At 64.0% G+C, this 21,810-nt stretch carries 19 protein-coding genes; 6 read left to right on the top strand and 13 right to left on the bottom strand.

Features of this window, described 5'->3' with window-relative positions:
- Positions 1 to 6: 6 nt before the first annotated feature.
- Positions 7 to 1,902: a phosphodiesterase DibA gene (gene dibA / locus CAF78_RS07655; RefSeq protein ID WP_085678582.1), complete on the top strand. Its 1,896-nt coding sequence runs from the start codon at positions 7 to 9 to the stop codon at positions 1,900 to 1,902.
- Between the two features lie 30 nt (positions 1,903 to 1,932).
- Here the strand turns inward: dibA and CAF78_RS07650 are convergent, their stop codons facing one another.
- The 9 genes from CAF78_RS07650 to tcyJ form a co-directional block, all read right to left on the bottom strand.
- A complete protein-coding gene (locus CAF78_RS07650; protein ID WP_008096606.1) occupies positions 1,933 to 2,577 on the bottom strand; it encodes a methionine ABC transporter permease in 645 nt (214 codons plus the stop codon).
- The gene (locus CAF78_RS07645; protein WP_085678585.1) at positions 2,567 to 3,676 is read right to left on the bottom strand and encodes a methionine ABC transporter ATP-binding protein; all 1,110 of its coding nucleotides are present in this window, start codon (positions 3,674 to 3,676) and stop codon (positions 2,567 to 2,569) included. Before CAF78_RS07645 ends, CAF78_RS07650 begins: the two co-directional genes overlap by 11 nt.
- Position 3,677: 1 nt before the next feature.
- Positions 3,678 to 4,478 carry a MetQ/NlpA family ABC transporter substrate-binding protein gene (locus CAF78_RS07640; RefSeq protein WP_085678588.1) on the bottom strand — a complete coding sequence of 267 codons (801 nt, stop codon included), beginning with the start codon at positions 4,476 to 4,478 and terminating at the stop codon, positions 3,678 to 3,680.
- On the bottom strand, positions 4,471 to 5,862 hold the full coding sequence (locus CAF78_RS07635; RefSeq protein ID WP_085678591.1) for an LLM class flavin-dependent oxidoreductase: 1,392 nt from the start codon (positions 5,860 to 5,862) through the stop codon (positions 4,471 to 4,473). Before CAF78_RS07635 ends, CAF78_RS07640 begins: the two co-directional genes overlap by 8 nt.
- Positions 5,862 to 7,043: an SfnB family sulfur acquisition oxidoreductase gene (locus CAF78_RS07630; RefSeq protein ID WP_085678594.1), complete on the bottom strand. Its 1,182-nt coding sequence runs from the start codon at positions 7,041 to 7,043 to the stop codon at positions 5,862 to 5,864. The genes CAF78_RS07635 and CAF78_RS07630 overlap by 1 nt, the downstream gene beginning before the upstream one ends.
- 12 nt (positions 7,044 to 7,055) lie before the next feature.
- On the bottom strand, positions 7,056 to 8,297 hold the full coding sequence (locus tag CAF78_RS07625; protein ID WP_085678597.1) for an SfnB family sulfur acquisition oxidoreductase: 1,242 nt from the start codon (positions 8,295 to 8,297) through the stop codon (positions 7,056 to 7,058).
- Between the two features lie 232 nt (positions 8,298 to 8,529).
- Entirely contained in the window at positions 8,530 to 9,291 is a 762-nt protein-coding gene (gene tcyN, locus CAF78_RS07620) for an L-cystine ABC transporter ATP-binding protein TcyN (protein ID WP_085678600.1), read from the bottom strand.
- Position 9,292: 1 nt separating this feature from the next.
- Positions 9,293 to 9,961 (bottom strand): cystine ABC transporter permease, encoded by a 669-nt coding sequence (gene tcyL / locus CAF78_RS07615; RefSeq protein WP_085678603.1) that lies wholly within the window; start codon positions 9,959 to 9,961, stop codon positions 9,293 to 9,295.
- Positions 9,958 to 10,752, bottom strand: a complete 795-nt coding sequence (gene tcyJ / locus CAF78_RS07610; RefSeq protein WP_085678606.1) for a cystine ABC transporter substrate-binding protein — start codon at positions 10,750 to 10,752, stop codon at positions 9,958 to 9,960. Before tcyJ ends, tcyL begins: the two co-directional genes overlap by 4 nt.
- 273 nt (positions 10,753 to 11,025) lie before the next feature.
- On the opposite strand from tcyJ, the gene epsC reads away from it, so the two are divergent.
- Both epsC and betT read left to right on the top strand, forming a co-directional pair.
- Positions 11,026 to 11,958: a serine O-acetyltransferase EpsC gene (gene epsC / locus CAF78_RS07605; RefSeq protein ID WP_085678609.1), complete on the top strand. Its 933-nt coding sequence runs from the start codon at positions 11,026 to 11,028 to the stop codon at positions 11,956 to 11,958.
- Between the two features lie 322 nt (positions 11,959 to 12,280).
- Complete coding sequence (betT, locus tag CAF78_RS07600; protein ID WP_177408510.1) at positions 12,281 to 14,242, top strand: choline transporter BetT; 1,962 nt, start codon at positions 12,281 to 12,283, stop codon at positions 14,240 to 14,242.
- 117 nt (positions 14,243 to 14,359) lie between these two features.
- Here betT and tauD read toward each other — a convergent pair whose 3' ends face one another.
- The 4 genes from tauD to tauA are packed head-to-tail and all read right to left on the bottom strand — an operon-like array spanning position 14,360 to position 17,863.
- Complete coding sequence (gene tauD, locus CAF78_RS07590; RefSeq protein ID WP_085678699.1) at positions 14,360 to 15,193, bottom strand: taurine dioxygenase; 834 nt, start codon at positions 15,191 to 15,193, stop codon at positions 14,360 to 14,362.
- A 49-nt stretch (positions 15,194 to 15,242) separates the two neighbouring features.
- Positions 15,243 to 16,082: a taurine ABC transporter permease TauC gene (gene tauC, locus CAF78_RS07585; RefSeq protein WP_085678615.1), complete on the bottom strand. Its 840-nt coding sequence runs from the start codon at positions 16,080 to 16,082 to the stop codon at positions 15,243 to 15,245.
- Positions 16,079 to 16,867 (bottom strand): taurine ABC transporter ATP-binding subunit, encoded by a 789-nt coding sequence (tauB, locus tag CAF78_RS07580; RefSeq protein WP_085678618.1) that lies wholly within the window; start codon positions 16,865 to 16,867, stop codon positions 16,079 to 16,081. The genes tauC and tauB overlap by 4 nt, the downstream gene beginning before the upstream one ends.
- 24 nt (positions 16,868 to 16,891) lie before the next feature.
- Complete coding sequence (tauA, locus tag CAF78_RS07575) at positions 16,892 to 17,863, bottom strand: taurine ABC transporter substrate-binding protein (protein ID WP_085678622.1); 972 nt, start codon at positions 17,861 to 17,863, stop codon at positions 16,892 to 16,894.
- A 499-nt stretch (positions 17,864 to 18,362) separates the two neighbouring features.
- Between tauA and CAF78_RS07570 the strand changes: the two genes are divergently transcribed.
- The 3 genes from CAF78_RS07570 to CAF78_RS07560 all read left to right on the top strand — a co-directional run bounded on the left by CAF78_RS07570 (position 18,363) and on the right by CAF78_RS07560 (position 21,810).
- Entirely contained in the window at positions 18,363 to 19,706 is a 1,344-nt protein-coding gene (locus CAF78_RS07570; protein WP_027917625.1) for an OprD family outer membrane porin, read from the top strand.
- A gap of 163 nt (positions 19,707 to 19,869) precedes the next feature.
- Positions 19,870 to 20,508, top strand: coding sequence for a peroxiredoxin (locus CAF78_RS07565; protein WP_027917624.1), 639 nt, complete (start codon positions 19,870 to 19,872; stop codon positions 20,506 to 20,508).
- 336 nt (positions 20,509 to 20,844) lie between these two features.
- Positions 20,845 to 21,810: a sulfonate ABC transporter substrate-binding protein gene (locus tag CAF78_RS07560; protein WP_085678625.1), complete on the top strand. Its 966-nt coding sequence runs from the start codon at positions 20,845 to 20,847 to the stop codon at positions 21,808 to 21,810.

Raw genomic sequence — 21,810 nt, 5'->3', positions numbered from 1 at the left:
CCCGACATGTCTGTTTCCGTTCGCGACGCCTTGCGCATGGCCGCGCTGTATGTGGTGCTCTCGTTCCTCTGGCTGGTGCTGGCCGAGGTGGTCCTGCACAGTATGTCTGACGACCCCCTGGCGTTGACCGTGGGCCGGCAGATCAACGTGGTGGTGTGGGTGCTGGTCAGTGCCTTGCTGATCTTCGTATCACGAGCGCGCCTGCTCAACTTCATCGGTATCGGCGCGCGCCTGCGCAGCGAGGACCGCGAGCGCCTGCGCATGGCCGCGGCGGTGTTCGACAGCACCCTGGAAGGCGTGTTGGTGACTGACCGCCAAGGCCTGATCGTGCACGTCAACCGTGCCTTCATGCGCATCACCGGCTACCAGCAGGAAGAAGTGCTGGGCCATCGCCCCAGCAAGTTCAAGTCGGGCCGCCACGGCGTGCCGTTCTACCAGCAGATCTACGCTGCCCTGGCCGAGAAGGGTGAATGGAGCGGCGAGATCTGGAACCGCCGCAAAAGCGGTGAAATCTACCCACAGTGGCAGACGATCTGCGCCATCCGCGATGACAGCGGCGAATTGACCCATTACGTGGCGGTGTTCAGCGATATCAGTGCGATCAGGCACACCGAGCAGGAACTGGCGTACCTGGCCCACCATGACCCGCTCACTGGCCTGCCCAACCGCCTGCTGTTCAACGACCGCGCCGCACAGGCGCTGGCCGCAGCGCAGGCCAACAAGCGCGGCTGCGCCTTGCTGTTGCTCGACCTCGACCACTTTCAGAGCATCAACGACGGCCTGGGCCATACCATCGGCGACCAGTTGCTCAAGCTGGTCGGCGAACGCCTGCGCGACACCGTGGGCAACAACGTGACCCTGGCACGCCTGGGCGGTGACGAGTTCGGCGTGCTGGCCGAGAACTGCCAGCAGGTGGGCCAGGCCGGCAAGCTGGCGCAGGGCATCATCGAGCGCATGCGTGAGCCCTTCGAGTTCGATGGTCACCGGCTGTTCATCAGTGCCAGCGTGGGTATCAGCCTGTTCCCCAATGACGCGCTGAGCGCCGAGCAGCTGTTGCGCAATGCCGACTCGGCGCTGTTCAAGGCCAAGGGCAATGGCCGTGCCTGCTATGCGCTGTACACCGAGGAACTGACTGCCCACGCCCAGCACCGGGTGGAGACCGCCAGCGAGCTGCGCCGGGCACTGGCCAAGGATGAACTGCGGGTGTTCTACCAGCCCGTGCATGACCTGTTCACGGCGCAGATGGTCGGCGTCGAGGCGCTGGTCCGTTGGCAACACCCGGAGCGCGGGCTGGTGCCACCGGGCGAGTTCATCCCGATCGCCGAGCGCACCGGGCTGATCGCCGAGATCGATGCCTGGGTGTTGCGAGAGGCCTGCCGGCAGATGGTTCAGTGGCAGGAACAAGGACGTACGCTGGCGTTCGTTGCCGTCAATATCTCCAGCCGCTTGTTCGGCCAGCGCGAGCTGTACCGACAGGTGGCGGATGTGTTGCACGAGACGGGCCTGGACCCTGCACTGCTGGAGCTGGAAGTGACCGAGAGTGCGGTCATGGAAGACCCGGAGGTGGCGCTGGAGCAACTGCATCGCTTGCGTGAGCTGGGCCTGAACCTGGCCATCGATGATTTCGGCACGGGGTACTCGTCGCTGCTGCGGCTCAAGCGCTTGCCGGTGCAGAAGCTGAAGATCGACCAGGGCTTCGTGGCCGGCTTGCCGCTGGACGATGATGACATCGCCATTGTGCGGGTGATCATTGCCCTGGCCCGGAGCATGGGCATGCAGGTGCATGCCGAGGGCATCGAACAGGCGGAGCAGGCGCGGTTCCTGCTGGAGCAACAGTGCCAGATGGGGCAGGGGTACTGGTTCGGGCGGCCGGTGCCGGCTGCGGATCTGCACTGGGGCTGAGACAGCCGGGGCCGCTTTGCGGCCCCAGGGCTAACGCTTGTTCAAGCCTTTCGCCAACCGGTCCCCACCCAGCTGGATCAGTGCCACCAAGGCCACCAGCATGGCAATCACGGTTAACATGATCTGGCTGTCGAAGCGCTGGTACCCATACCGATAGGCAATATCCCCCAGCCCTCCCGCGCCAATCGCCCCGGCCATGGCTGACGAGTTGATCAGTGTCACCAAGGTAATGGTGAACCCACCGACGATCCCCGGCAGCGCCTCGGGCAGCAGGACATGCCAGACGATGTGCCAACGCCGGCAGCCCATGGCTTGCGCCGCCTCGACCAGGCCGTGGTCGACCTCGCGCAGGCTGACTTCGGCAATCCGCGCGAAGAACGGCGTGGCCGCGATGGTCAGCGGCACCACGGCGGCCCACACGCCGTAGGTGGTACCCACCACCAGCCGGGTGAAGGGGATCAGCGCGACCATCAGGATCAGGAACGGGATCGAGCGGAACAGGTTGACGAAGGCGCCCAGCACCCGGTTCAGCAACGGGGCCTCGAAGATGCCGCCTTTGTCACTGGTGACCAGCAGCACCGCCATCGGCACACCCACCAGCAACGCGATCAAAGAAGACACGCCCACCATCAGCAGGGTGTCGAGCAGGCCTTCGAGCAAGCGATCAAACCACATGGCCCAGTACCTCCACGTCTTCGGCCCAGCGGCGGGCGCGTTCGAGCAATTGATGCGTGTCGTGCGGCGAACCCTGGATCGACAGGATCAGCTGCCCCAGGGCCTGCTCGCCGATGGTTTCCACGCCACCCTGGAGCAGGCGCACGCGCCCGCCCAACTCAGTGAACAGGTCGGACAGCGCGGGCTCGCCGAGCAGGGTCAATTTGAGCACCACTGCGCTGTCACGGCCTGCCGGGCTGGCCCGCAGGCTTGCCTGCAAAGCCGCGGGCAGCTTGGTCTGCAACGGCGCGAGCAGGGTGCGGGTGACCTCATGGCGTGGGCTGCCGAACACGCGCCAGACCTCGCCCTGTTCGACCACCGCGCCACGCTCCAGCACCACCACGCGCTGGCAGATGTCGCGGATCACGGCCATTTCGTGGGTGATCAGCACCACGGTCAGGCCCAGGCGCTGGTTGATGTCGCGCAGCAGTTCGAGGATCGACGCCGTGGTCTCGGGGTCCAGGGCCGAGGTGGCTTCGTCGCACAGCAGAATTTCCGGGTCATGCACCAGCGCCCGGGCGATGCCGACCCGCTGCTTCTGGCCGCCGGACAGCTGCGCCGGGTAGAGCTGATGCTTTTCCTGCAGGCCGACCAGCTCCAGCAGCTCGCGCACCTTGCGCTGGCGCTCGGCCTTGGCCACGCCCGCCACCTTCAGCGGCAGCTCGACGTTCTGCCACACGGTCTTGGCCGACATCAGGTTGAAGTGCTGGAAGATCATGCCGATGCGCCGGCGCAGCGCCACCAGGCGGTCCTCGTCGAACGGTGCGATGTCCACCTGGTCGATCAGCACGCGGCCCTGGCTCGGCTGCTCGAGGCGGTTGATGGTGCGCAGCAGCGACGACTTGCCCGCGCCGCTGCGGCCGATGATGCCGAAGATTTCGCCACGGCGGATGTTCAGGTCGATGCCGTGCAGCGCCGGTTGCTGCTGGCCTGGGTAGGTCTTGCCCAGCCCGATGAAACGGACATGGGCTTGGTTGACCTCCGGGCGCAGGGCCTGCTCCCTGGCCGTTGGCGGCGATGGTTGTGCGGTGGGCGCCCTGAGCGCGTTGGCCTGGCTCATGTCAGCCCTCCCAACCGGCCTGGTACAGGTTGCCATGGGCCTTGTTCAGCGCCGCGCGCACGGCCGGCGAGTGTTGGTAGATATCGACGAACTTGGCCAGGCGCGGGTCGTCCTTGCTTTGCGGGCGGATGACGAACTGGATCACGTATTCCTTGTTTTCCAGGCCATCGAACAGCAGCGCCGACGTGGCATCGAAGCTGTTGGCCAGGCGGATATAGGCCGGGTAGCCCTGGACCAGGTCGGCGTCGTCATAGGCGCGCACCAGTTGTACCGCTTCGACCTGCAGGATCTTCAGCTTTTTCGGGTTGGCGACGATGTCGTCCTCGGTGGCCTTGTAGCCGACACCCGGCTTGAGCGTGATCAAGCCGGCCTTGGCCAGCAGCTGCAGGCCCCGGCCGCTGTTGATCGGGTCGTTGGCGATGGCCACGCTGGCGCCCTCGGGCAGCTCGGCGAAGCTTTTGTACTTTTTCGAGTACAGGCCGACGTTGTTGATGATGCCCGGGGCATAGGGCACCAGGTTGAAACCGGCCGCAGCTTTGGCGTTCTCCAGGAAGGGGATGTGCTGGAAGTAGTTAACGTCGATGTCGCCGCTGTTGAGGCTGACATTCGGCGCGATCCAGTCGCTGAACTCGATCAGCTTCACCTCCAGGCCTTGCTTGTGGGCTTCTTCCACTGCCGCCTCCAAGGGGATGGCGAAGGCGGCCGTGGTACCGATCTTCAGTGGTTCGGCAGCGAATGCACTGGTGGACAGGCCGAGGGTGATGGCGATGGCCGCGACGGGCCGGAACAGTTTCTCAAGCATGGTGCAGGGCTCCAGTCGGGGCAGGGGTAGAGGTGTTGCGGTAGGTGGAACCTGGGTGGTCGGCGGGCAGGTGCGGGTGATCGCTGGCGAACAGCTTCTGGCGCAGGGTGCCGTCGGCGTAGGCGGTCTTGTAGCGGCCACGCTGCTGCAGTTGCGGGACCACCAGTTCGATGAAGTCTTCGTAGCTTTCCGGGGTGACGGTGCGGGTCAGGTTGAAACCGTCCAGGCCGGTTTCGTCGACCCAGGCGATCAGCTGCTCGGCAACCTGATCCGGCGCGCCGACCAAGGTCACATAGCGCCCGCCCAGGGCGTGCTGCTCCAGCAGGCGGCGGCGGGTCCAGGCGTTATCCTGCAATTGGCGAGTGGCCGACTGGATGGCGTTGCCCTTGCTGGCGCCGATCGGGTCGTCCAGCCCGTAGGCGGCGAAATCGATGCCGGTAGAGGCGGCGAAGTGCGCCACGCCGGCCTCCGCACTGGCATGCTGCAGGTACTCGGCGTACTTGGCCTGGGCCTGCTGCTCGGTGGGCGCGACGATCACCGTGATGCCCATGAACACCTTCACCGCCTGCGGATCGCGGCCGGCGGCCTGGGCGGCGGCGCGGACCTTGTCGACCTGGGCGCGGGTGGCGGCCTTGTCCTGGCCGCTGATGAACACGCATTCGGCATGGTTGCCGGCGAACGCCAGGCCGCGCGGCGAGCTGCCCGCCTGGAACAGCACGGGTGTGCGTTGTGGCGAGGGTTCGCAGAGGTGGTAGCCCTCGACCTTGTAGAACTCGCCCTGGTGGCGGACCTTGCGCACCTTGCCTGGCTCGGCGTACACCCGGCGTGTGCGGTCGTTGACCACGGCATCATCGGCCCAGCTGCCCTCCAGCAGCTTGTACAGCACCTGCAGGTATTCGTCGGCCTGGTCGTAGCGGCGGTCGTGCTCGGGCTGCTGTTCCAGGCCCATGGCGCGGGCGGCACTGTCGAGGTAACCGGTGACGATGTTCCAGCCGACCCGGCCGTTGCTCAGGTGGTCGAGGGTGGAAAGGCGCCGGGCGAACAGGTATGGCGCCTCGTAGGTGAGGTTGGCGGTGAGGCCGAAGCCCAGGTTGCGGGTCACGGCGGCCATCGCCGAGACCAGCAGCAGCGGGTCGTTGACCGGCAGCTGGATCGACTCCTTGAGGGTCACGTCGACGGAATTGCCGTAGATGTCATAGGTGCCGACGATGTCGGCGATGAACAGGCCGTCGAACAGCCCGCGCTCCAGCAGGCGCGCCAGGTCGGTCCAGTATTCCAGGGTCTTGTACTGGGTCGAGGTGTCCCGTGGGTGGGTCCACAGGCCATGGTTGATGTGCCCGATGCAGTTCATGTTGAAGGCATTGAGCAGGATCTGCTTGGCCATCAGATGGTCCCCCGGCGTGGTGGGTTTTCGTTGTTCAGGTAGTAGTTGCCGATGGCGTGGTACTTCCAGCGCACCGGGTCGTGCAGGGTGTGCACGCGGGCGTTGCGCCAGTGGCGGTCGAGGTTGTGCTCGGCCAGGGTGGCCTGGCTGCCGGCCAGCTCGAACAGGGTGGTGCCGGCGGCGAGCGATACCTCCGTGCTGATCGCCCGTGCTTCGGCAACGGCGATGGAGGCGGCCGCCACGCTGTCGGCCTGGCTGTCGGCCTGGGCTCGGTCAAGGAACTCGCCGGCGCGTTCGAGCAACGCTTCGGCGGCATGCAGGCGGATCACCAGCTGGCCGAAGCTCTTCAGGGTCAGCGGGTCGTCGCTGGCTTTGTCCAGGCCGGAGTCGACCCATGGCCGGCTGCGTGTGCGCACGAAGTGCAGGGCATCCTCCAGGGCGGCGCGGGCGATGCCGGTGTCGATGGCCGCATGAAGAATCTGCGCCAGCGGGCCGACCGGGGTCGGGCGCTCGAAGGCGCTCTGGAACGGCACCACGTCGTCTGCATCGACCCAGACGTTGTCGAACGTCACCGATCCGCTGCCGGTGGTGCGCTGGCCGAAGCCGCTCCAGTCGTCGATCACCTGCAGGCCCTGGCTGTCGGCGGGGACGAAGGCCAGTTGCTGGCGGCCTTGGTCGTCGATCACCGAGGTCGGGATACGCTGCGCATAGAGCGCGCCGGTGGCGTAGAACTTGCGGCCGTTGATGCGGTAACCGGTGCCGTCGCGGGTCAGGCGGGTGGTGCGGTCGTGGGCGGTTTTCGTGCCCAGTTCGGCCAAGGCGTTACCGAAGCGGCGGCCTGCCAGCACTTCGGCATACAGGCGCCGCTGCTGCTCGGGGCTGCCGTTTATCCGTAGCACTTCCAGGGCGTAGAAGTGGTTCTGCGGGATCTGCCCGAGCGAAGCATCGGCCTGGGCGATACGGGCGATGACCTGGGCCAGGGTGACGTTGGACACGCCAGCGCCACCGAAGGCCTTCGGTACGCTGATGGCCCACAGCCCGGAGCGGGTAAACAGCTCCAGTTCGGCGTGGGGCAGGCGGCGTTCGCGGTCGCGCAGGGCGCTGTCGCGTTTGAGTTGCTGGGCGACGTGTTCCGCGACAGCCAGGGCTTGACTGTCGCTGGTGATAACGGATGTTGTCATGGTGGCCTCGAATCAGATCCATGAATGCCGGGCGGGCAGGGTGCCGTTGAGGTGGTAGGCGCCAACCGCGTGGTACTTCCAGCGCACCGGGTCGTGCAGGGTGTGCACCCGGGCATTGCGCCAGTGGCGGTCGAGGTTGAACTCGGCCAGGCTCGCGCGGCTGCCCGCCAGCTCGAACAGCTTCTCGCTGGCCTGCAGCGAGATCTCGGTGGTCAGCACCTTGGCCTCGGCCACGGCAATCGACGCCCGCGCGGCGCCAGCAGCATCGACCGGCCCGGCGTTGACCTCGTCGAGCACGCGCGCGGCCTTGCGCAGCAGCGCCTCGGCGGCATGCAGCTCAAGCTTCAGGCGGCCGATGTCGGCAATCACGTAAGGGTCATCGCTGGCGCGCTCGACCTTGGCTTCGATCCAGGGCCGGGACTTATCGCGGACGAATGCGATGGCGTCGTCGATGGCGGCCTCGGCGATGCCGGCATCGATGGCCGCCTGGATCAGCTGCGAGGCCGCACCCTGGATATTGGGGATGTCGCGCTGGCGCCAGTTGTCGATGACCAGTTCGGCGTCCACCGGTACCTGGTCGAGCAGCACGGTACCGCTGGCGGTGGTGCGCTGGCCGAAGCCGGACCAGTCGTCGACGATGCGCAGCCCCGGGCTGCCACGGCGGACAAAGGCCAGGCGCTGGCGGCCTTCGTCGTCCAGTGCCTTGACCGCCACCCAGTGGGCGAACAGTGCGCCGGTGGAGTAGAACTTCTCACCGCTGATGCGATAGCCGTCACCCCTGCGGGTGATCCTGGCCTTGAGCGTCAGGGTGTCCTTGGTGCCGCGCTCGGGGCCGGCGTTGCCGATGCGCCAGCCGTCCAGCACGCTGCGGAAGATCAGCGCCTGTTGGGCCTCGGTGGCGGTCAGGCGCAGCAGTTGCAGCATGCCGAACTGGTTCTGCGGGATCTGCCCCAGGGCCGGGTCGGCGGCGCTGATCAGGCGGAATACCTCGGCGACAGTGGCGAACGAGACGTCCGGGCCGCCGTAGGCCTTGGGCACGCTGATGCTGCCCAGGCCGCTGCGGGTGAACTGTTCGATTTCTGCCCAGGGCAGTTTGCGCTGCTGGTCGCGGCGGGCGGCCTGCTCGCGGGCGCTGGCGGCCAGTTCACGGGCGGCTTGCAGGGCTTCGGCGTCGTTGCGCAGTACCTTGGCCGGCAGTAGCAGGGGCGAGCTGTCGAGGTCGCTGTGGTATGGGGTATTTGGCTGGGTGGTCATCAGAACCGAACCTCACAAAGTGGATGCGTCGCTTCAGCTGATGGCGACAAACGTTTGCTGGTCCGGTGGTCCGGTTCATATACCCTAATGGCTTATCAAAACTTTATGAACTAACTCTTTGGAATATGTTTAGAAGAGGGATTTCTTCGCGGGCACGCCCGCTCCCACAGCGTGCTGCGTACACCGATCAATGTGGGAGCGGGCGTGCCCGCGAAGAATCCAGCCGAGACTTTCAGTCTTGCGCAGCAGTGGTTCCGAGGAACTTGCGCAGGAACTGCCGGGTACGTTCTTCCTTCGGGTTGGCAAACAGCGCCTTGGCCTCGCCCTGTTCCACGATCACGCCCTTGTCGAAGAAGATCACCCGGTTCGCCACATCCCGGGCAAAGCTCATCTCGTGGGTGACGATGATCATGGTGCGCTTCTCCTCTGCCAGGCCGCGGATGGTCGCCAGCACCTCGCCGACCAGCTCCGGGTCGAGGGCCGAGGTGGGTTCGTCGAACAGGATCACTTCAGGTTCCATGGCCAGCGCGCGGGCGATGGCCACGCGCTGCTGCTGGCCGCCGGACAGGCGCCGTGGATAGGCGTCTTCCTTGCCCGCCAGGCCGACCTTGGCCAGCAGCCGCCGGCCGAGGTCGATGGCTTGTTCGCGGGGTGTCTTCTTGACGATCACCGGCCCTTCGATGACGTTTTCCAGAGCCGTGCGGTGCGGGAACAGGTTGAAGTTCTGGAACACGAAGCCCGCCTGCTGGCGCAGGCGGCGAATCGCACTTTGCTGACTGCCGAGGGGGCGGTTGGCATCGATGCTGATGTCGCCGATCTGGATCTGCCCGGCATCCGGGGTTTCCAGCAGGTTGAGGCAACGCAGGAAGGTGGTCTTGCCCGAGCCACTGGGGCCGATGATGGCCACCACTTCGCCGGGTTGCACGGTCAGGTCGATACCGTTGAGCACGGTCTGGCCCTTGAACTGCTTGGTCAGGCCTTTGGCGACGATCATCTCATTGCTCCTGGTCGTGCTGGTTGACCCGCGCTTCCATGCGGTTCTGGAAGTGCGCGAGGATGCTGCAGAGGACCCAGTAGATCACTGCAACGGCCAGGTACATGGTGAATACTTCAAAGGTGCGCGCGGTGATCAGCTGCGCCTGGCGGAACAGCTCTGGCACCTGGATGGTCGCGGCCAGCGCGGTGTCCTTGACCAGCGAGATGAAGCTGTTGCCCAGGGGCGGCAGTGCGGTGCGCAGCGCCTGGGGCAGGATCGCCCGGCGCATGGCCTGGGTGCGGGTCATGCCGATGCTGGCGGCGGCTTCCCACTGGCCACGGTCGATCGAGGAGATCGCCGCCCGCAGGATCTCGCAGATGTAGGCCGCCATGTTCAGTGACAGGCCGATCAGCGAGGCCGGGATCGGGTCGAGCTCGATGCCGATCTGCGGCATGCCGAAGTAGATCACGAACAGCTGCACCAGCAGCGGCGTGCCACGGAAGAACGACACATAGACCCGGGCCAGCCAGTTCAGCGGCAGGATCTTCGACAACCGCATCAGCGCCAGGGCAAAGCCCAGCACCAGGCCGAAGAACATGCCGCCAACGCTGAGCAGCACCGTATAACCCGCGCCCTTCAGCAGGAAGGGCGTGGAGTCGGCAACGAGTTGCAGGCTTTCAGCGATCATTGGGTGACATCGGCACCGAAGTATTTCTCGGACAGCTTGGCCAGCGTGCCGTCGGCCTTGAGCTTGTCGATGGCCTTGTTGATCGCTGCCAGCAGTTCAGGCTCGCCCTTGCGCAGGGCCACGCCGCTTTCCAGGCGCGAGAACGCATCGCCGGCCAGTTCGGTGTCCTTGGCCTTCTGGGCGTATTCCAGTGCGGCCAGGCGGTCGATCAGGATGGCGTCGATGCGGCCGTTGCGCAGGTCGGCGAACTTGCTCGGGTCGTCTTCATAGGTGCGCACATCCGCCTTCGGCACGTCCTGCTTCACCCATTGCTCGTAGTTGGTGCCCAGGCCCACGCCGACCTTCTTGCCGGCCAGGTCCTGCGCGCCCTTGATATTCAGCTGCTCGGCCTTCTTCTTCAGGATCAGCGCCTGGATGCCGGAGATGGTGTAAGGCTCGGAGAAGTCGTACTTCTTCTTGCGCTCCTCGGAGATGGTCACCTGGTTGACCACCACGTCCAGGCGCTTGGACTCCAGCGCGGCGAGGATGCCGTCCCATTTGGTCGGCTGGATCTTGGCCTTGACCCCCAGCTCCTTGGCCAGCAACTCGGACAGCTCGACCTCGAAGCCGGTCAGCTTGCCGTTTTCATCCTGGAAGCTGAACGGCGGGTAGGTGCCCTCCAGGCCGACGTTGATCACGCCTTTTTCCTGGATGGTCTTCAGTTGCTCGCCGGCGAAGGCCTGGCCGAACAGGCCGGCACCTAGCAGGATGGCCAGGCTGGCGTTGAGAAGCGGTTTGGCAAATTTCGACATGTCAGGCCCCGCGCTTGTTGTGGAAGTAGTGGGTGGCGACTATAGAGTTGGCTGCATAGGCCAGGAAATAATAAAAACTTATTTTCTTATTTCCGTTTTGATCTGTGCTAGGTTTTGGCTGCTTTGAGGGTAGGCCAGGATACTGCCGCCGTCATCGCGGCTTATGCCCGACTTAGCGCAGGATGGAATAAAGCGTTGTTTTTTCCAAGGGGCGGATTTGCCGTAGAGTGGATCGCATAACGACAGATTGGCCACCTTCGGCAGGAGAACACCGTGAGCGAACAACCTTCATCTGGGCACTGGCAACTGCATAACATCGTCAGTGGCCTGCGCGGAGCCCGCGAGCAATGGCGCAGCCGCAATGGCCGCAGCAGCGGCGAGCAGGGCGGGCGCGAGCTGCCTTCGCGCGAGGCCATGCGGCAGATTCTCGAGCAGCTGTGCGGTGCGTTGTTCCCGATGCGCCTGGGCCCGGTCGACCTGCGTGAAGAGAGCGAGGACTTCTACGTCGGCCATACCCTCGATGCGGCGCTGACCGCATTGCTGGCACAGGCGCGGCTGGAACTGCGTTATGCCGCGCGCCAGAGCAAGGCGGAACTGGAGGGCATCGACGCCCAGGCTCTGCGTTTGATCCAGGGCTTTGCGGCGGCCCTGCCGGGCCTGCGTGTGCTGCTCGATACCGACGTGCTGGCGGCCTATCACGGCGACCCGGCGGCGCGCAGCGTAGACGAGGTGTTGCTGTGCTATCCGGGCATCCTGGCGATCATCCACCACCGCCTGGCTCACCATCTTTACCAGGCGGGGTTGCCGCTGCTGGCGCGGATCAGCTCGGAACTGGCGCATTCGGCCACCGGTATCGACATTCACCCCGGTGCGCAGATCGGCCAGAGCTTCTTCATCGACCACGGTACCGGTGTGGTGATTGGCGAGACCGCGATCATCGGTGAGCGGGTGCGCATCTACCAGGCGGTTACCTTGGGCGCCAAGCGCTTCCCCAGCGACGAGTCGGGCACGCTGCACAAGGGGCTGGCGCGCCACCCGATCGTCGAGGACGACGTGGTGATCTATGCCGGGGCGACGATCCTGGGGCGGATTACCATTGGCAAAGGCTCGACCATTGGCGGCAATGTCTGGCTGACCCGCAGCGTGCCGGCAGAAAGCAACATCACCCAGGCCAACCTGCAGCTGGACTGCCAGGACAAGAACTGACCTTTACCTGTTCCGGCTCTTTCGCGGGCACGCCCGCTCCCACAGGGGCGTCACAAATCCTGAAATCTGTGAATCACCTGTGGGAGCAGGCTTGCCCGCGAAAGGGCCGGAACAGGAGGGCGCCAATCGGCGCCCCGGTTCGCTTTGAAAGCCGATCCATGTTTAACTTGAACGCTTGTTCAATGAAAAACGCTGGTCCGCTGCCGGTGTTCAACAGGAGGATTCCTTTGCTGAACCCGTTCATTCCGAACCTCACGTCGATCGACGAGGTGCCTGTTTCATGAGTGCACCGTCCCCATCCCTTGCCAATGGCAAGATCCGCATGAACCCGCCGGTGTTCTACTTCGCGGCAAGTTTCATTCTTCTTTTCGGCCTGGTGGTCATCCTCTTCCCGCAGGCATCCGGCGAGTGGCTGCTGGCTGCGCAGAACTGGGCGGCCAACACGGTCGGCTGGTACTACATGCTGGCCATGAGCTTGTACCTGGTGTTCGTCGTGGTCACGGCATTGTCTGGCTACGGCAAGATCAAGCTGGGTGCCGACCACGACGAGCCCGAGTTCAGTTACCTGTCATGGGCCGGCATGCTGTTCGCCGCCGGCATCAGCATCACGCTGTTCTTCTTCTGCGTGTCCGAACCGCTGACCCACATGCTCACCCCGCCTCAGGGCGAAGGGGGCACGGCCGAGGCCGGGCGCCAGGCGATGCAGATCCTGTTTCTGCACTGGGGCCTGCATGGCTGGGGCGTGTTCGCCTTCGTCGGCATGGCGCTGGCCTACTTCGCCTACCGGCATAACCTGCCGCTGGCCTTGCGTTCGGCGCTGTATCCGCTGATCGGCAAACGCATCAACGGCCCGATCGGCTATGCCGTGGACGGTTTCGGCATCATCGCCACGGTGTTCGGCCTGGGCGCCGACATGGGCTTTGGCGTACTGCACCTGAACGCCGGCCTCGACTACCTGTTCGGCATCAGCCACAGCCAGTGGGTGCAGGTGGTCCTCATCGCGCTGATGATGGGCGCCGCGGTGGCGGTTGCCGTGGCGGGGGTGGAAAAGGGCGTGCGGGTGATGAGCGACATCAACCTGTTCCTGGCCTGCGCGCTGCTGCTGTTCGTGCTGTTCGCCGGGCCCACCCAGCACCTGTTCAATACCCTGATCCAGAACCTCGGCGATTACCTCGGCGCCTTGCCGCGCAAGAGCTTCGACGTTTACGCCTACGGCGAGCAACGTGACTGGCTGGGTGGCTGGACGGTGTTCTACTGGGCCTGGTGGATTGCCTGGGCACCGTTCGTGGGCCTGTTCATTGCGCGTATCTCGCGGGGCCGCACCATCCGTGAGTTCGTTTTCGGCGTGCTGCTGATCCCGCTGGGCTTCACCTTGGCGTGGATGTCGATTTTCGGCAACAGCGCGCTGGACCAGGTCATCAACCACGGCATGACCGCGCTCGGCCAGTCGGCGTTGGACAACCCGTCGATGAGCCTGTACCTGCTGCTGGAAACCTACCCGTGGAGCAAGACGGTGATCGCCGTGACGGTGTTCATCAGTTTCGTGTTCTTCGTCACCTCGGCCGACTCCGGCACGGTGGTGCTCTCGACCCTGTCTGCCAAGGGCGGCGGTGCCGACGAGGACGGGCCGAACTGGTTGCGCATCTTCTGGGGCGCGATGACCGCGCTGATCACCAGCGGCCTGCTGTTCGCCGGCAGCATCGACTCGCTGAAGTCGGCGGTGGTGCTGACCTCGCTGCCGTTCTCGCTGATTCTGCTGTGCATGATGTGGGGGCTGCACAAGGCCTTCTACCTGGAGAGCCAGCGGCAGATTGCGCAGATGCACTCGCTGGCGCCGTTCGCCCAGTCACGCCGCGGCCGTGGCGGCTGGCGTCAACGCTTGAGCCAGGCCGTGCACTTCCCGTCGCGCGATGAGGTGTACCGCTTCATGGATGACGTGGTGCGCCCGGCGATTGCCGAAGTGCGCGAGGTGTTCGAGCAGAAGGGGCTGGTGCTGGTGACCCAGGACGACCCGAGCCATGACAACGTCAGCCTGAAGGTGGGCCATGGCGAGGAGCAGCCGTTCATCTACCAGGTGCAGATGCGCGGCTACTTCACGCCGTCGTTCGCGCTGGGTGGTTTGGGTACGCAGGAGTTGAAGAACCGCCGTTACTACCGGGCCGAGGTGCACCTGAGCGAAGGCAGCCAGAACTATGACCTGGTGGGCTACAGCAAGGAGCAGATCATCAACGACATCCTCGACCAGTACGAACGGCACATGCAGTTCCTGCATCTGGTCCGCTAATACCTGTACCGGCCTCTTCGCGGGCTTGCCCGCTCCCACAGGTCCTGCACAGCTTTCAGAAACTGTGATGAGCCTGTGGGAGCGGGCAAGCCCGCGAAGAGGCCGGAGCAGGAAATCTCAGAAAGGTGCATCCCCAAGGATGGTCGCCCGGTGCATCACCCGCCGGTTCGGCCGGTAGTCATCCACTGCAAAGTGCTGGGTCACGCGGTTGTCCCAGAACGCCACGTCATTCTCCTGCCAACGCCAGCGAATGCTGAACTCCGGCCGCGTCGCATGGGCGAACAGCAGCTTCAGCAGCGCCTCGCTTTCCAGCTCGCTCAATTCGTTGATGCGCGTGGTGAACCCTTCATTGACGAACAACGCCTTGCGCCCGCTTACCGGATGGGTGCGCACCACCGGGTGCGACAATGGCGGGTTGTTGCGTCGGGTCGCTTCCCAGCGGGCCAGGTCTTCGGCCGTGGTGCCAAAGCGCTCCAGCGGGAACGACTTGGTGAAGTCATGGGTGGCGGTCAGGCCATCGAGCATCTCGCGCAGCGGCGCCGACAGGGCCTCGAACGCTGCGATACCACTGGCCCACAGGGTGTCGCCGCCATAGGCGGGCAACTGCTTGGCGCTGAGCACCGCACCCAGCGCCGGGGTCGGCAGGAAGGTCACGTCGGTGTGCCACACGGCGTTGTCGCGCACGTCGGTCACCGCTGTGTCGAGGATCAGCACTTGCGGCGTTTCTGGCACGTTGGGGTAGATCGGGTGGATGTGCAGGTCGCCGAAACGGGCGGCGAAACGTGCCTGTTGCTGCGGGTTGATCGGCTGGTCGCGGAAGAACAGCACCTGGTGCTGCAGCAGCGCCTGTTCGATGGCATCGCGCTGTTCGGCGGTGATGTCGCGGCTGATGTCCACGCCGCTGATCTGCGCGCCGAGCGCCGGGCTGAGGGGAGTGATGGTCAGGCTCATGTCGGTCTCTTCAATCAGGCGCCAGGCTGCTGGCGTGGTCAACAGGGGTTCAGTGGCTCTGCCCGTGCCAGGGCACCAGCTTGCGTTGCAGGGCGCGCAGGCCCATCTCCAGGGCGAAGGCGATCAGGGCGATCAGCAGGATGCCCAGCACCACCACGTCGGTGACCAGGAACTGCGCCGCCGACTGCACCATGAAGCCCAGGCCGCTGGTGGCAGCGATCAGTTCGGCGGCGACCAGGGTCGACCAGCCAACCCCGAGGCCGATGCGCACGCCCGTCAGGATGTCGGGCAGGGCACTGGGCAGGATCACATGGCGGATCAGCTGTGCCCGGGTCGCGCCCAGCGATTGCGCCGCACGCAGCTTGGCCGGGTCGACGGTGCGTACCCCGGTGGCCGTGGCGATGGCGATCGGGGCGAAGATCGCCAGGTAGATCAGCAGCACCTTGGACAGCTCGCCGATGCCGCACCAGATGACGATCAGTGGCAGGTAGGCCAGCGGCGGGATCGGCCGGTAGAACTCGATCAGCGGGTCGAGGATGCCGCGGGCCACGCGGTTGTAGCCGATGGCGATGCCGACCGGGATGGCGGTCAGGGTCGCGGCGGCCAGGGCCAGGCCGATGCGCCCCAGGCTGGCGCCCAGGTGCTGCCACAGGCTGGCGTCCATGTAGCCCTGGGTGAGCAGGGCCCAGCCTTTGGCCAGGATGTCGCCGGGCGAGGGCAGGAACAGCGGCTCGATCCAGCCGGCGGCCGTCACCAACCACCAGGCGAGCAGCAGGCTGGCCAGGGTGAGGGTGCTGATCCAGCGGGTAGGCAATGGGCGGCGCGCCTGAGGGGCGGGCTGCGTGTGGTTGTCGCGTTTGCCGGCGACCGGCAGATCCAGGCTGCTCATGCGCGCTCCTGCAGGTTTTGGCGTTGGGAGAACACGCGGGCCAGGACATGCTCGCGGGTTTCGATGAAGCGTGGGTCGGACTTGATCGCCCGGGCCGACTCGCCAGCGGCGTAGCGCTGGCCGAAGTCCAGCTGCAGGCGCTCGACCACGCGGCCGGGGTTGGGCGCCAGCAGCACCAGCTCGCTGGCGAGGAACACGGCTTCTTCGATGTCGTGGGTAATCAGGAACACCGGTTTGCTGGTGCGCTGCCAGACCTGCAGCAGCAGCTCCTGCATCTGTTCACGGGTGAAGGCGTCGAGGGCGCCGAACGGTTCGTCCATCAACAGCACCCGCGGGTCGGCAGCCAGTGCCCGGGCCAGGCCCACGCGCTGCTTCTGGCCGCCGGACAGTTGCCAGATGCGCCGCTCGCCGAAACCATCGAGGTCGACCAGGGCCAGCATCTCGCGGGCTTTGGCCTCACGCTGGGCGCGGGGCACGCCGGCCAGTTCCAGGCCGAAGGCCACGTTGCCCAGCACGTTCTGCCACGGCAGCAGGGCGTCATCCTGGAACACCACGCCACGCTCGGCACCCGGGCCCTGCACCGGCACACCGTCGAGGGTGATGCGCCCGGCACTGGGGGCGACGAAGCCGGCGATCAGGTTCAGCAGCGAGGTCTTGCCACTGCCCGATGGCCCCAGGGCCACCAGCAACTGGCTTGGCCCCAGGCTCAGGTTGATGTCGGCCAGCACCGGGGCGGTGGCGCCGGGGTACTGTGCGCTGATGCGCTCCAGTTCGAGCAAGGCCATGGCAGGCTCCGTGCGATTGCAGTCTTAGTTGGGGATGTATTGGGCGCTGACGTACGGCGAGTAGTCCGGCAGCACCGCGTCGACCTTGCCCTGCTGCTTGAGGAAGGTGGCCGTGTCGGTCAGCGCCTGGGTGGTTGGCGCGCCCAGCTCCTTGGCCTGGTCGGCGGCCAGCGGGTACACGTTGCCCTGCAGCAGCACCGGGATATCAGCTGGTTTGGCGCCGGACAGCTTGGCCAGCTTGGCCACGTTGTCCTGATTGGCCAGCCAGGCTTTCGGGTCCTTGCGGTAGTCGGCGTAGGCGTCGAGGGTGACCTTGGCGAAGGCCTTGACCACATCCGGGTGCTTGGCGGCGAAGTCCTTGCGCACAATCCAGGCATCGAAGGTCGGTGCGCCTTTTTCGGCCAGCTCACCCGAGGTGATCAGCACCTTGCCGTTTTCCTTGGCCACGCCCAGGGCCGGGTCCCAGACGTAGGTGGCATCGATGTCGCCGCGCTTCCAGGCTGCGATGATGGCCGGTGGCGCGAGGTTGAGGATCTGCACCTTGGACGGGTCGATGTTCCAGCTCTTCAGTGCGGCCAGCAGGCTGTAGTGGCCGGTGGAAACGAACGGTACGGCGACTTTCTTGCCGACCAGGTCTTGCGGGGTCTTGATGCTGTCACGGGCGACCAGGGCTTCGCCGGCACCGATCTGGGTGGCGATGAGGAAGGTTTCGACCGGGAGTTTGCGGGTGGCGGCGGCAGCCAGCGGGCTGGAACCGAGGTAGCCGATCTGCACGTCGCCGCTGGCCACCGCGGTGATCACGTCGGCGCCGTTATCGAATTTGCGCCAGTCGATGCTGGCCTTGCTGGCCTTTTCGTAGTTGCCATCGACCTGGGCCACCTTGGCCGGGTCGACGGTGGTCTGGTAGGCAACGGTCAGGTCTGCAGCCTGGGCCAACCAGCTGGCGCTGGCGAGGGTCAGGGCGGCGAACAGGCGCAGCGGAGCATGCGGGATCATGGTGAACCTCTCGTCAGGCAACGGATGTGTTGGATGGCGAGAAGACTAGATGATCTAAGAAATCGAAAATAAATAACTTTTTAGAATTAGCTTAGGAGCCAAACGCTTTAACGCTGGCCATCGCCGTCAAGGCGGCTGGCGTAACAGCGATCCGCTGCTAGTCTTTCTTCCCTTCGCATGGGGGACTGAGCGGTTGCTGGTCGGCAAACGTTTGCAAATAACCTAAAGGTATGATTGACGGCGCCGATACAACTTTTGGCAGTAAAGGTTCCTACGATATTCCTTAAAAATCTTACGAATTCATAAAACGGTCATTTTGGATTTATAGGATTGTCATTATCCTGTAGCGCAGGGGGCGTCTTAGACCAAAGTCGAGAAACGTTTAGAAACGATTGACTAAATGGTCACGCTTTGGGGCTAATCGCCCATCCACGGTTGAGCGGGGCAACAGACCTTGCCGCCAGAGATACACAAGAATTAGAACGTAGAGGAGCAAAACATGTACAAGTCCAGCCTGGCTCTGGCCGTGGCAGTGGGGGTTTTCGCCCAAGCAGCAGGTGCCGCAGGTTTCGTTGAAGACAGCAAGCTCGCGCTGAGCTCGCGCACCATGTATTTCAACAACGATACCCGTGAGGGTGGCGTGAACGACAACCGTGAGTCGGGTCAGGGCTTCAAGCTCGACTACATCTCTGGTTTCACTCAGGGTACTGTTGGCTTTGGTGTTGACGCCCAGGCGCTGTGGGGTATCCACCTCGATGGTGGTAAAGGCAAGCACCCTGATAACAGCAGCTTCTTCCCTAGCGCTCATGATAAGTCGGCAGAGAGCCAATGGGCTCGCCTCGGTGCTAACGCGAAAGCGCGCTTCTCGAAGACTGAAGTTCATTACGGTAGCGCCCTGGCGCCAAACCTGCCGATTCTGGTCTCCAACGATGGCCGTCTGCTGCCGCAGACCTTCGAAGGTGGCACCATCCAGTCGAAGGAAATCGACAACCTGACCGTCAACGCCGGTCAATTGACCCACGCCATGGGTCGTGCTTCGAGCAACCGCACCGGTCTGTCGGTTGCTGGCGCTACTGCAGAAAGCAACAAGTTCCGCTACGGTGGCCTTGACTACAAGCTGACTCCAGACCTCACCCTGCAGTACTACTACTCGAATCTGGAAGACTTCTACAAGCAGCACTTCCTGGGTGCTACTCACGTCTTCAAAATCTCGGACAACCAGTCGTTCAAGACTGACCTGCGCTATTTTGACAGCAGCAGTGACGGCAAGAATGGCAACGACAGCACCTACAACTTCAACAACAACGGCGGCTACGCTAAGAACACTGGCGAAATCGACAACAAAACCTGGTCGGCAATGTTCACCTACACCTTGGGTGGCCACTCCTTCCTGGTTGGTCGCCAGCAGGTAGGTGATGACGGCGGCTTCGTATGGCTGAACCAAGGTAGCTTGGTTAATGACAACGGCAGCTCCGAAGGTGCTGGTGGTTCGAGCTTCTACCTCTTCACTGATAGCATGATCAATCAGTTCGCTCGTGCTGGTGAGAACACCAACTTCGGCCAGTACTCCTATGACTTCGCCGGTCTGGGTGTTCCGGGTTTGAAGGCCTCTGTTTCCTACCTGCGCGGTGACGACATTCGCTACCGTTCTGGCCACGGCACCTACAATGAGTGGGAGCGTGACGCCCGTATCGATTACACCATCCAGGAAGGCACGCTCAAAGGCCTAGGCTTCAGCCTGCGTCAAGGTGTCTACCGTGGTAGCGGTGGCTCGACCAGCGAGTTCACCAAAGACCAGGATCAGGCTCGCTTCATCGTGAACTACACTTACAGCTTCCTGTAAGCCGTAGCCACACAGAAAGCCTCGCCTAGTGCGAGGCTTTTTTGTGGTCGCGATTTCGTATGCGTAAAAGTTATAAATAAATCGTTATTTATTCTTTTTGTTTCTCATCGAATGCAGGCACATTGAACCCATCAGCCAGAACACAGCACAGGAGCCGCACCCCATGAGCCTCAAACTCGGCGACATCGCCCCGGACTTCGAGCAGGAATCCAGTGAAGGCAAGATCCGCTTCCACGAATGGCTGGGCAGCAGCTGGGGTGTGCTGTTCTCCCACCCGGCGGACTTCACCCCGGTGTGCACCACCGAACTGGGCCTGACCGCCAAGCTCAAGGAAGACTTCGCCAAGCGCGGCGTGAAGGCCATCGCCCTGTCGGTCGACCCGGTCGACTCGCACCATAAGTGGATCGAGGATATCAACGAGACCCAGAACACCGTGGTCAACTTCCCGATCATCGCCGACGCCGACCGCAAGGTGTCCGACCTGTACGACCTGATTCACCCCAATGCCAGCGACACCCTCACCGTGCGCTCGCTGTTCGTCATCGACCCGAACAAGAAGGTGCGCCTGACCATCACCTATCCGGCCAGTACCGGGCGCAACTTCAACGAGATCCTGCGGGTGATCGACTCGCTGCAGCTCACCGACAACCACAAGGTCGCCACGCCAGGTAACTGGCAGGACGGCGACGAGGTGGTGATCGTGCCTTCGCTGAAGGACGAAGACGAGATCAAGCAGCGCTTCCCGAAAGGGTACCGGGCAGTGAAACCCTATCTGCGGCTGACCCCGCAACCTAACCGTTGATGAATTCCTCGTTGCATTGCTCTTAGCCATAGCAGGGATTTTCGGGCCGTTTCGACGGCCCTTTTTTATGCCTGCGGGAACAGTGGTGGCTTCTTCGCGGGCAAGCCCGCTCCCACAGGTGCTGTGGCAGGTGCCCTCAGGTCTGACTAATAAAATGGAATAAACAAATGAAAAAATATGATTTCTAGATATATGTACAGCCTGTTAATGTCACTCCAACAGAACACAAGGCAACGCCGAAACCACTGACCGGCCGAGTCATCGCTCCACCACCTTACTCGCCCGCCAACGAGGCAAGCAGGTGCAACCCGAACCCCAATCGCACAGGAGAGCGCCATGCGCACAGTCTTCTTGCGTCGTGGTCTGGTCGCCCTGTTTGCGGCGGCTTTGTCCTTCGGCGCCATCACCCAAGCCCAGGCCGAGAGCCTGCGTATCGGCTACCAGAAATACGGCACCCTGGTGCTGCTCAAGGCCAAGGGCACGCTGGAGAAGCGCCTGGCCGAGCAGGGCGTGCAAGTGCAATGGACCGAGTTTCCCGGCGGCCCGCAACTGCTCGAAGGGCTGAACGTCGGCTCGATTGACTTCGGCGTCACCGGCGAAACGCCGCCTGTGTTCGCCCAGGCTGCGGGTGCCGACCTGCTCTACGTGGCCTACGAGCCACCGGCGCCGCACAGCGAAGCGATCCTGGTGCCGAAAGGCTCGCCGATCCAGTCGGTGAAAGAACTCAAAGGCAAGAAAGTCGCCCTCAACAAAGGCTCCAACGTTCACTACCTGCTGGTCCGCGCCCTGCAAGATGCCGGCCTCAAATACAGCGACATCCAGCCCGTCTACCTGCCACCTGCCGATGCCCGCGCCGCCTTCGAGCGTGGCAGCGTCGATGCCTGGGTGATCTGGGACCCGTACCAGGCCGCCGCCGAGCAACAGCTGCAGGCCCGTACCCTGCGTGATGGCAAGGATCTGGTCGACAACCACCAGTTCTACCTGGCGACCCGCAACTATGCCACCCAGCACCCGGCGGTGATCAGCACCCTGATCGACGAAGTGCGTGCCGTGGGCCAGTGGTCCCAGGCCAACCCGCAGGAAGTCACCAACCAGGTCGCGCCACTGCTCGGCCTGCCGGCCGACATCACCCTGACCTCGGTCAAACGCCAAGGCTACGGTGCCCAGCCGCTCACCCCGCAAGTGGTGGCCGCTCAACAGAAGATTGCCGACACCTTCCAGGCGCTCAAGCTGATTCCCAAGCCGCTGAGCATCAAGGACGTGATCTGGACACCCCCGGCCAAGGTCGCCACTGCGCCTTGA

It is taken from the genome of Pseudomonas sp. R28(2017) (genome assembly GCF_002112505.1).
Classification (GTDB): domain Bacteria; phylum Pseudomonadota; class Gammaproteobacteria; order Pseudomonadales; family Pseudomonadaceae; genus Aquipseudomonas.
The sequence above is the reverse complement of the archived record's forward strand: the minus strand, read 5'-3'. Positions and strand labels throughout refer to the sequence as shown.

What these genes read in the sequence shown, in the direction of transcription:
- CAF78_RS07570 (WP_027917625.1), top strand. Translation starts at nt 18,363, where the DNA reads ATGTACAAGTCCAGCCTGGCTCTGGCCGTGGCAGTGGGGGTTTTCGCC.
- tcyJ (WP_085678606.1), bottom strand. Translation starts at nt 10,752, where the DNA reads ATGTCGAAATTTGCCAAACCGCTTCTCAACGCCAGCCTGGCCATCCTG.
- betT (WP_177408510.1), top strand. Translation starts at nt 12,281, where the DNA reads ATGAACCCGCCGGTGTTCTACTTCGCGGCAAGTTTCATTCTTCTTTTC.
- CAF78_RS07635 (WP_085678591.1), bottom strand. Translation starts at nt 5,862, where the DNA reads ATGGCCAAGCAGATCCTGCTCAATGCCTTCAACATGAACTGCATCGGG.
- CAF78_RS07625 (WP_085678597.1), bottom strand. Translation starts at nt 8,297, where the DNA reads ATGACCACCCAGCCAAATACCCCATACCACAGCGACCTCGACAGCTCG.
- tcyL (WP_085678603.1), bottom strand. Translation starts at nt 9,961, where the DNA reads ATGATCGCTGAAAGCCTGCAACTCGTTGCCGACTCCACGCCCTTCCTG.
- dibA (WP_085678582.1), top strand. Translation starts at nt 7, where the DNA reads ATGTCTGTTTCCGTTCGCGACGCCTTGCGCATGGCCGCGCTGTATGTG.
- CAF78_RS07565 (WP_027917624.1), top strand. Translation starts at nt 19,870, where the DNA reads ATGAGCCTCAAACTCGGCGACATCGCCCCGGACTTCGAGCAGGAATCC.
- CAF78_RS07560 (WP_085678625.1), top strand. Translation starts at nt 20,845, where the DNA reads ATGCGCACAGTCTTCTTGCGTCGTGGTCTGGTCGCCCTGTTTGCGGCG.
- tauD (WP_085678699.1), bottom strand. Translation starts at nt 15,193, where the DNA reads ATGAGCCTGACCATCACTCCCCTCAGCCCGGCGCTCGGCGCGCAGATC.
- tauA (WP_085678622.1), bottom strand. Translation starts at nt 17,863, where the DNA reads ATGATCCCGCATGCTCCGCTGCGCCTGTTCGCCGCCCTGACCCTCGCC.
- CAF78_RS07630 (WP_085678594.1), bottom strand. Translation starts at nt 7,043, where the DNA reads ATGACAACATCCGTTATCACCAGCGACAGTCAAGCCCTGGCTGTCGCG.
- CAF78_RS07650 (WP_008096606.1), bottom strand. Translation starts at nt 2,577, where the DNA reads ATGTGGTTTGATCGCTTGCTCGAAGGCCTGCTCGACACCCTGCTGATG.
- tcyN (WP_085678600.1), bottom strand. Translation starts at nt 9,291, where the DNA reads ATGATCGTCGCCAAAGGCCTGACCAAGCAGTTCAAGGGCCAGACCGTG.
- CAF78_RS07640 (WP_085678588.1), bottom strand. Translation starts at nt 4,478, where the DNA reads ATGCTTGAGAAACTGTTCCGGCCCGTCGCGGCCATCGCCATCACCCTC.
- CAF78_RS07645 (WP_085678585.1), bottom strand. Translation starts at nt 3,676, where the DNA reads ATGAGCCAGGCCAACGCGCTCAGGGCGCCCACCGCACAACCATCGCCG.
- tauB (WP_085678618.1), bottom strand. Translation starts at nt 16,867, where the DNA reads ATGGCCTTGCTCGAACTGGAGCGCATCAGCGCACAGTACCCCGGCGCC.
- tauC (WP_085678615.1), bottom strand. Translation starts at nt 16,082, where the DNA reads ATGAGCAGCCTGGATCTGCCGGTCGCCGGCAAACGCGACAACCACACG.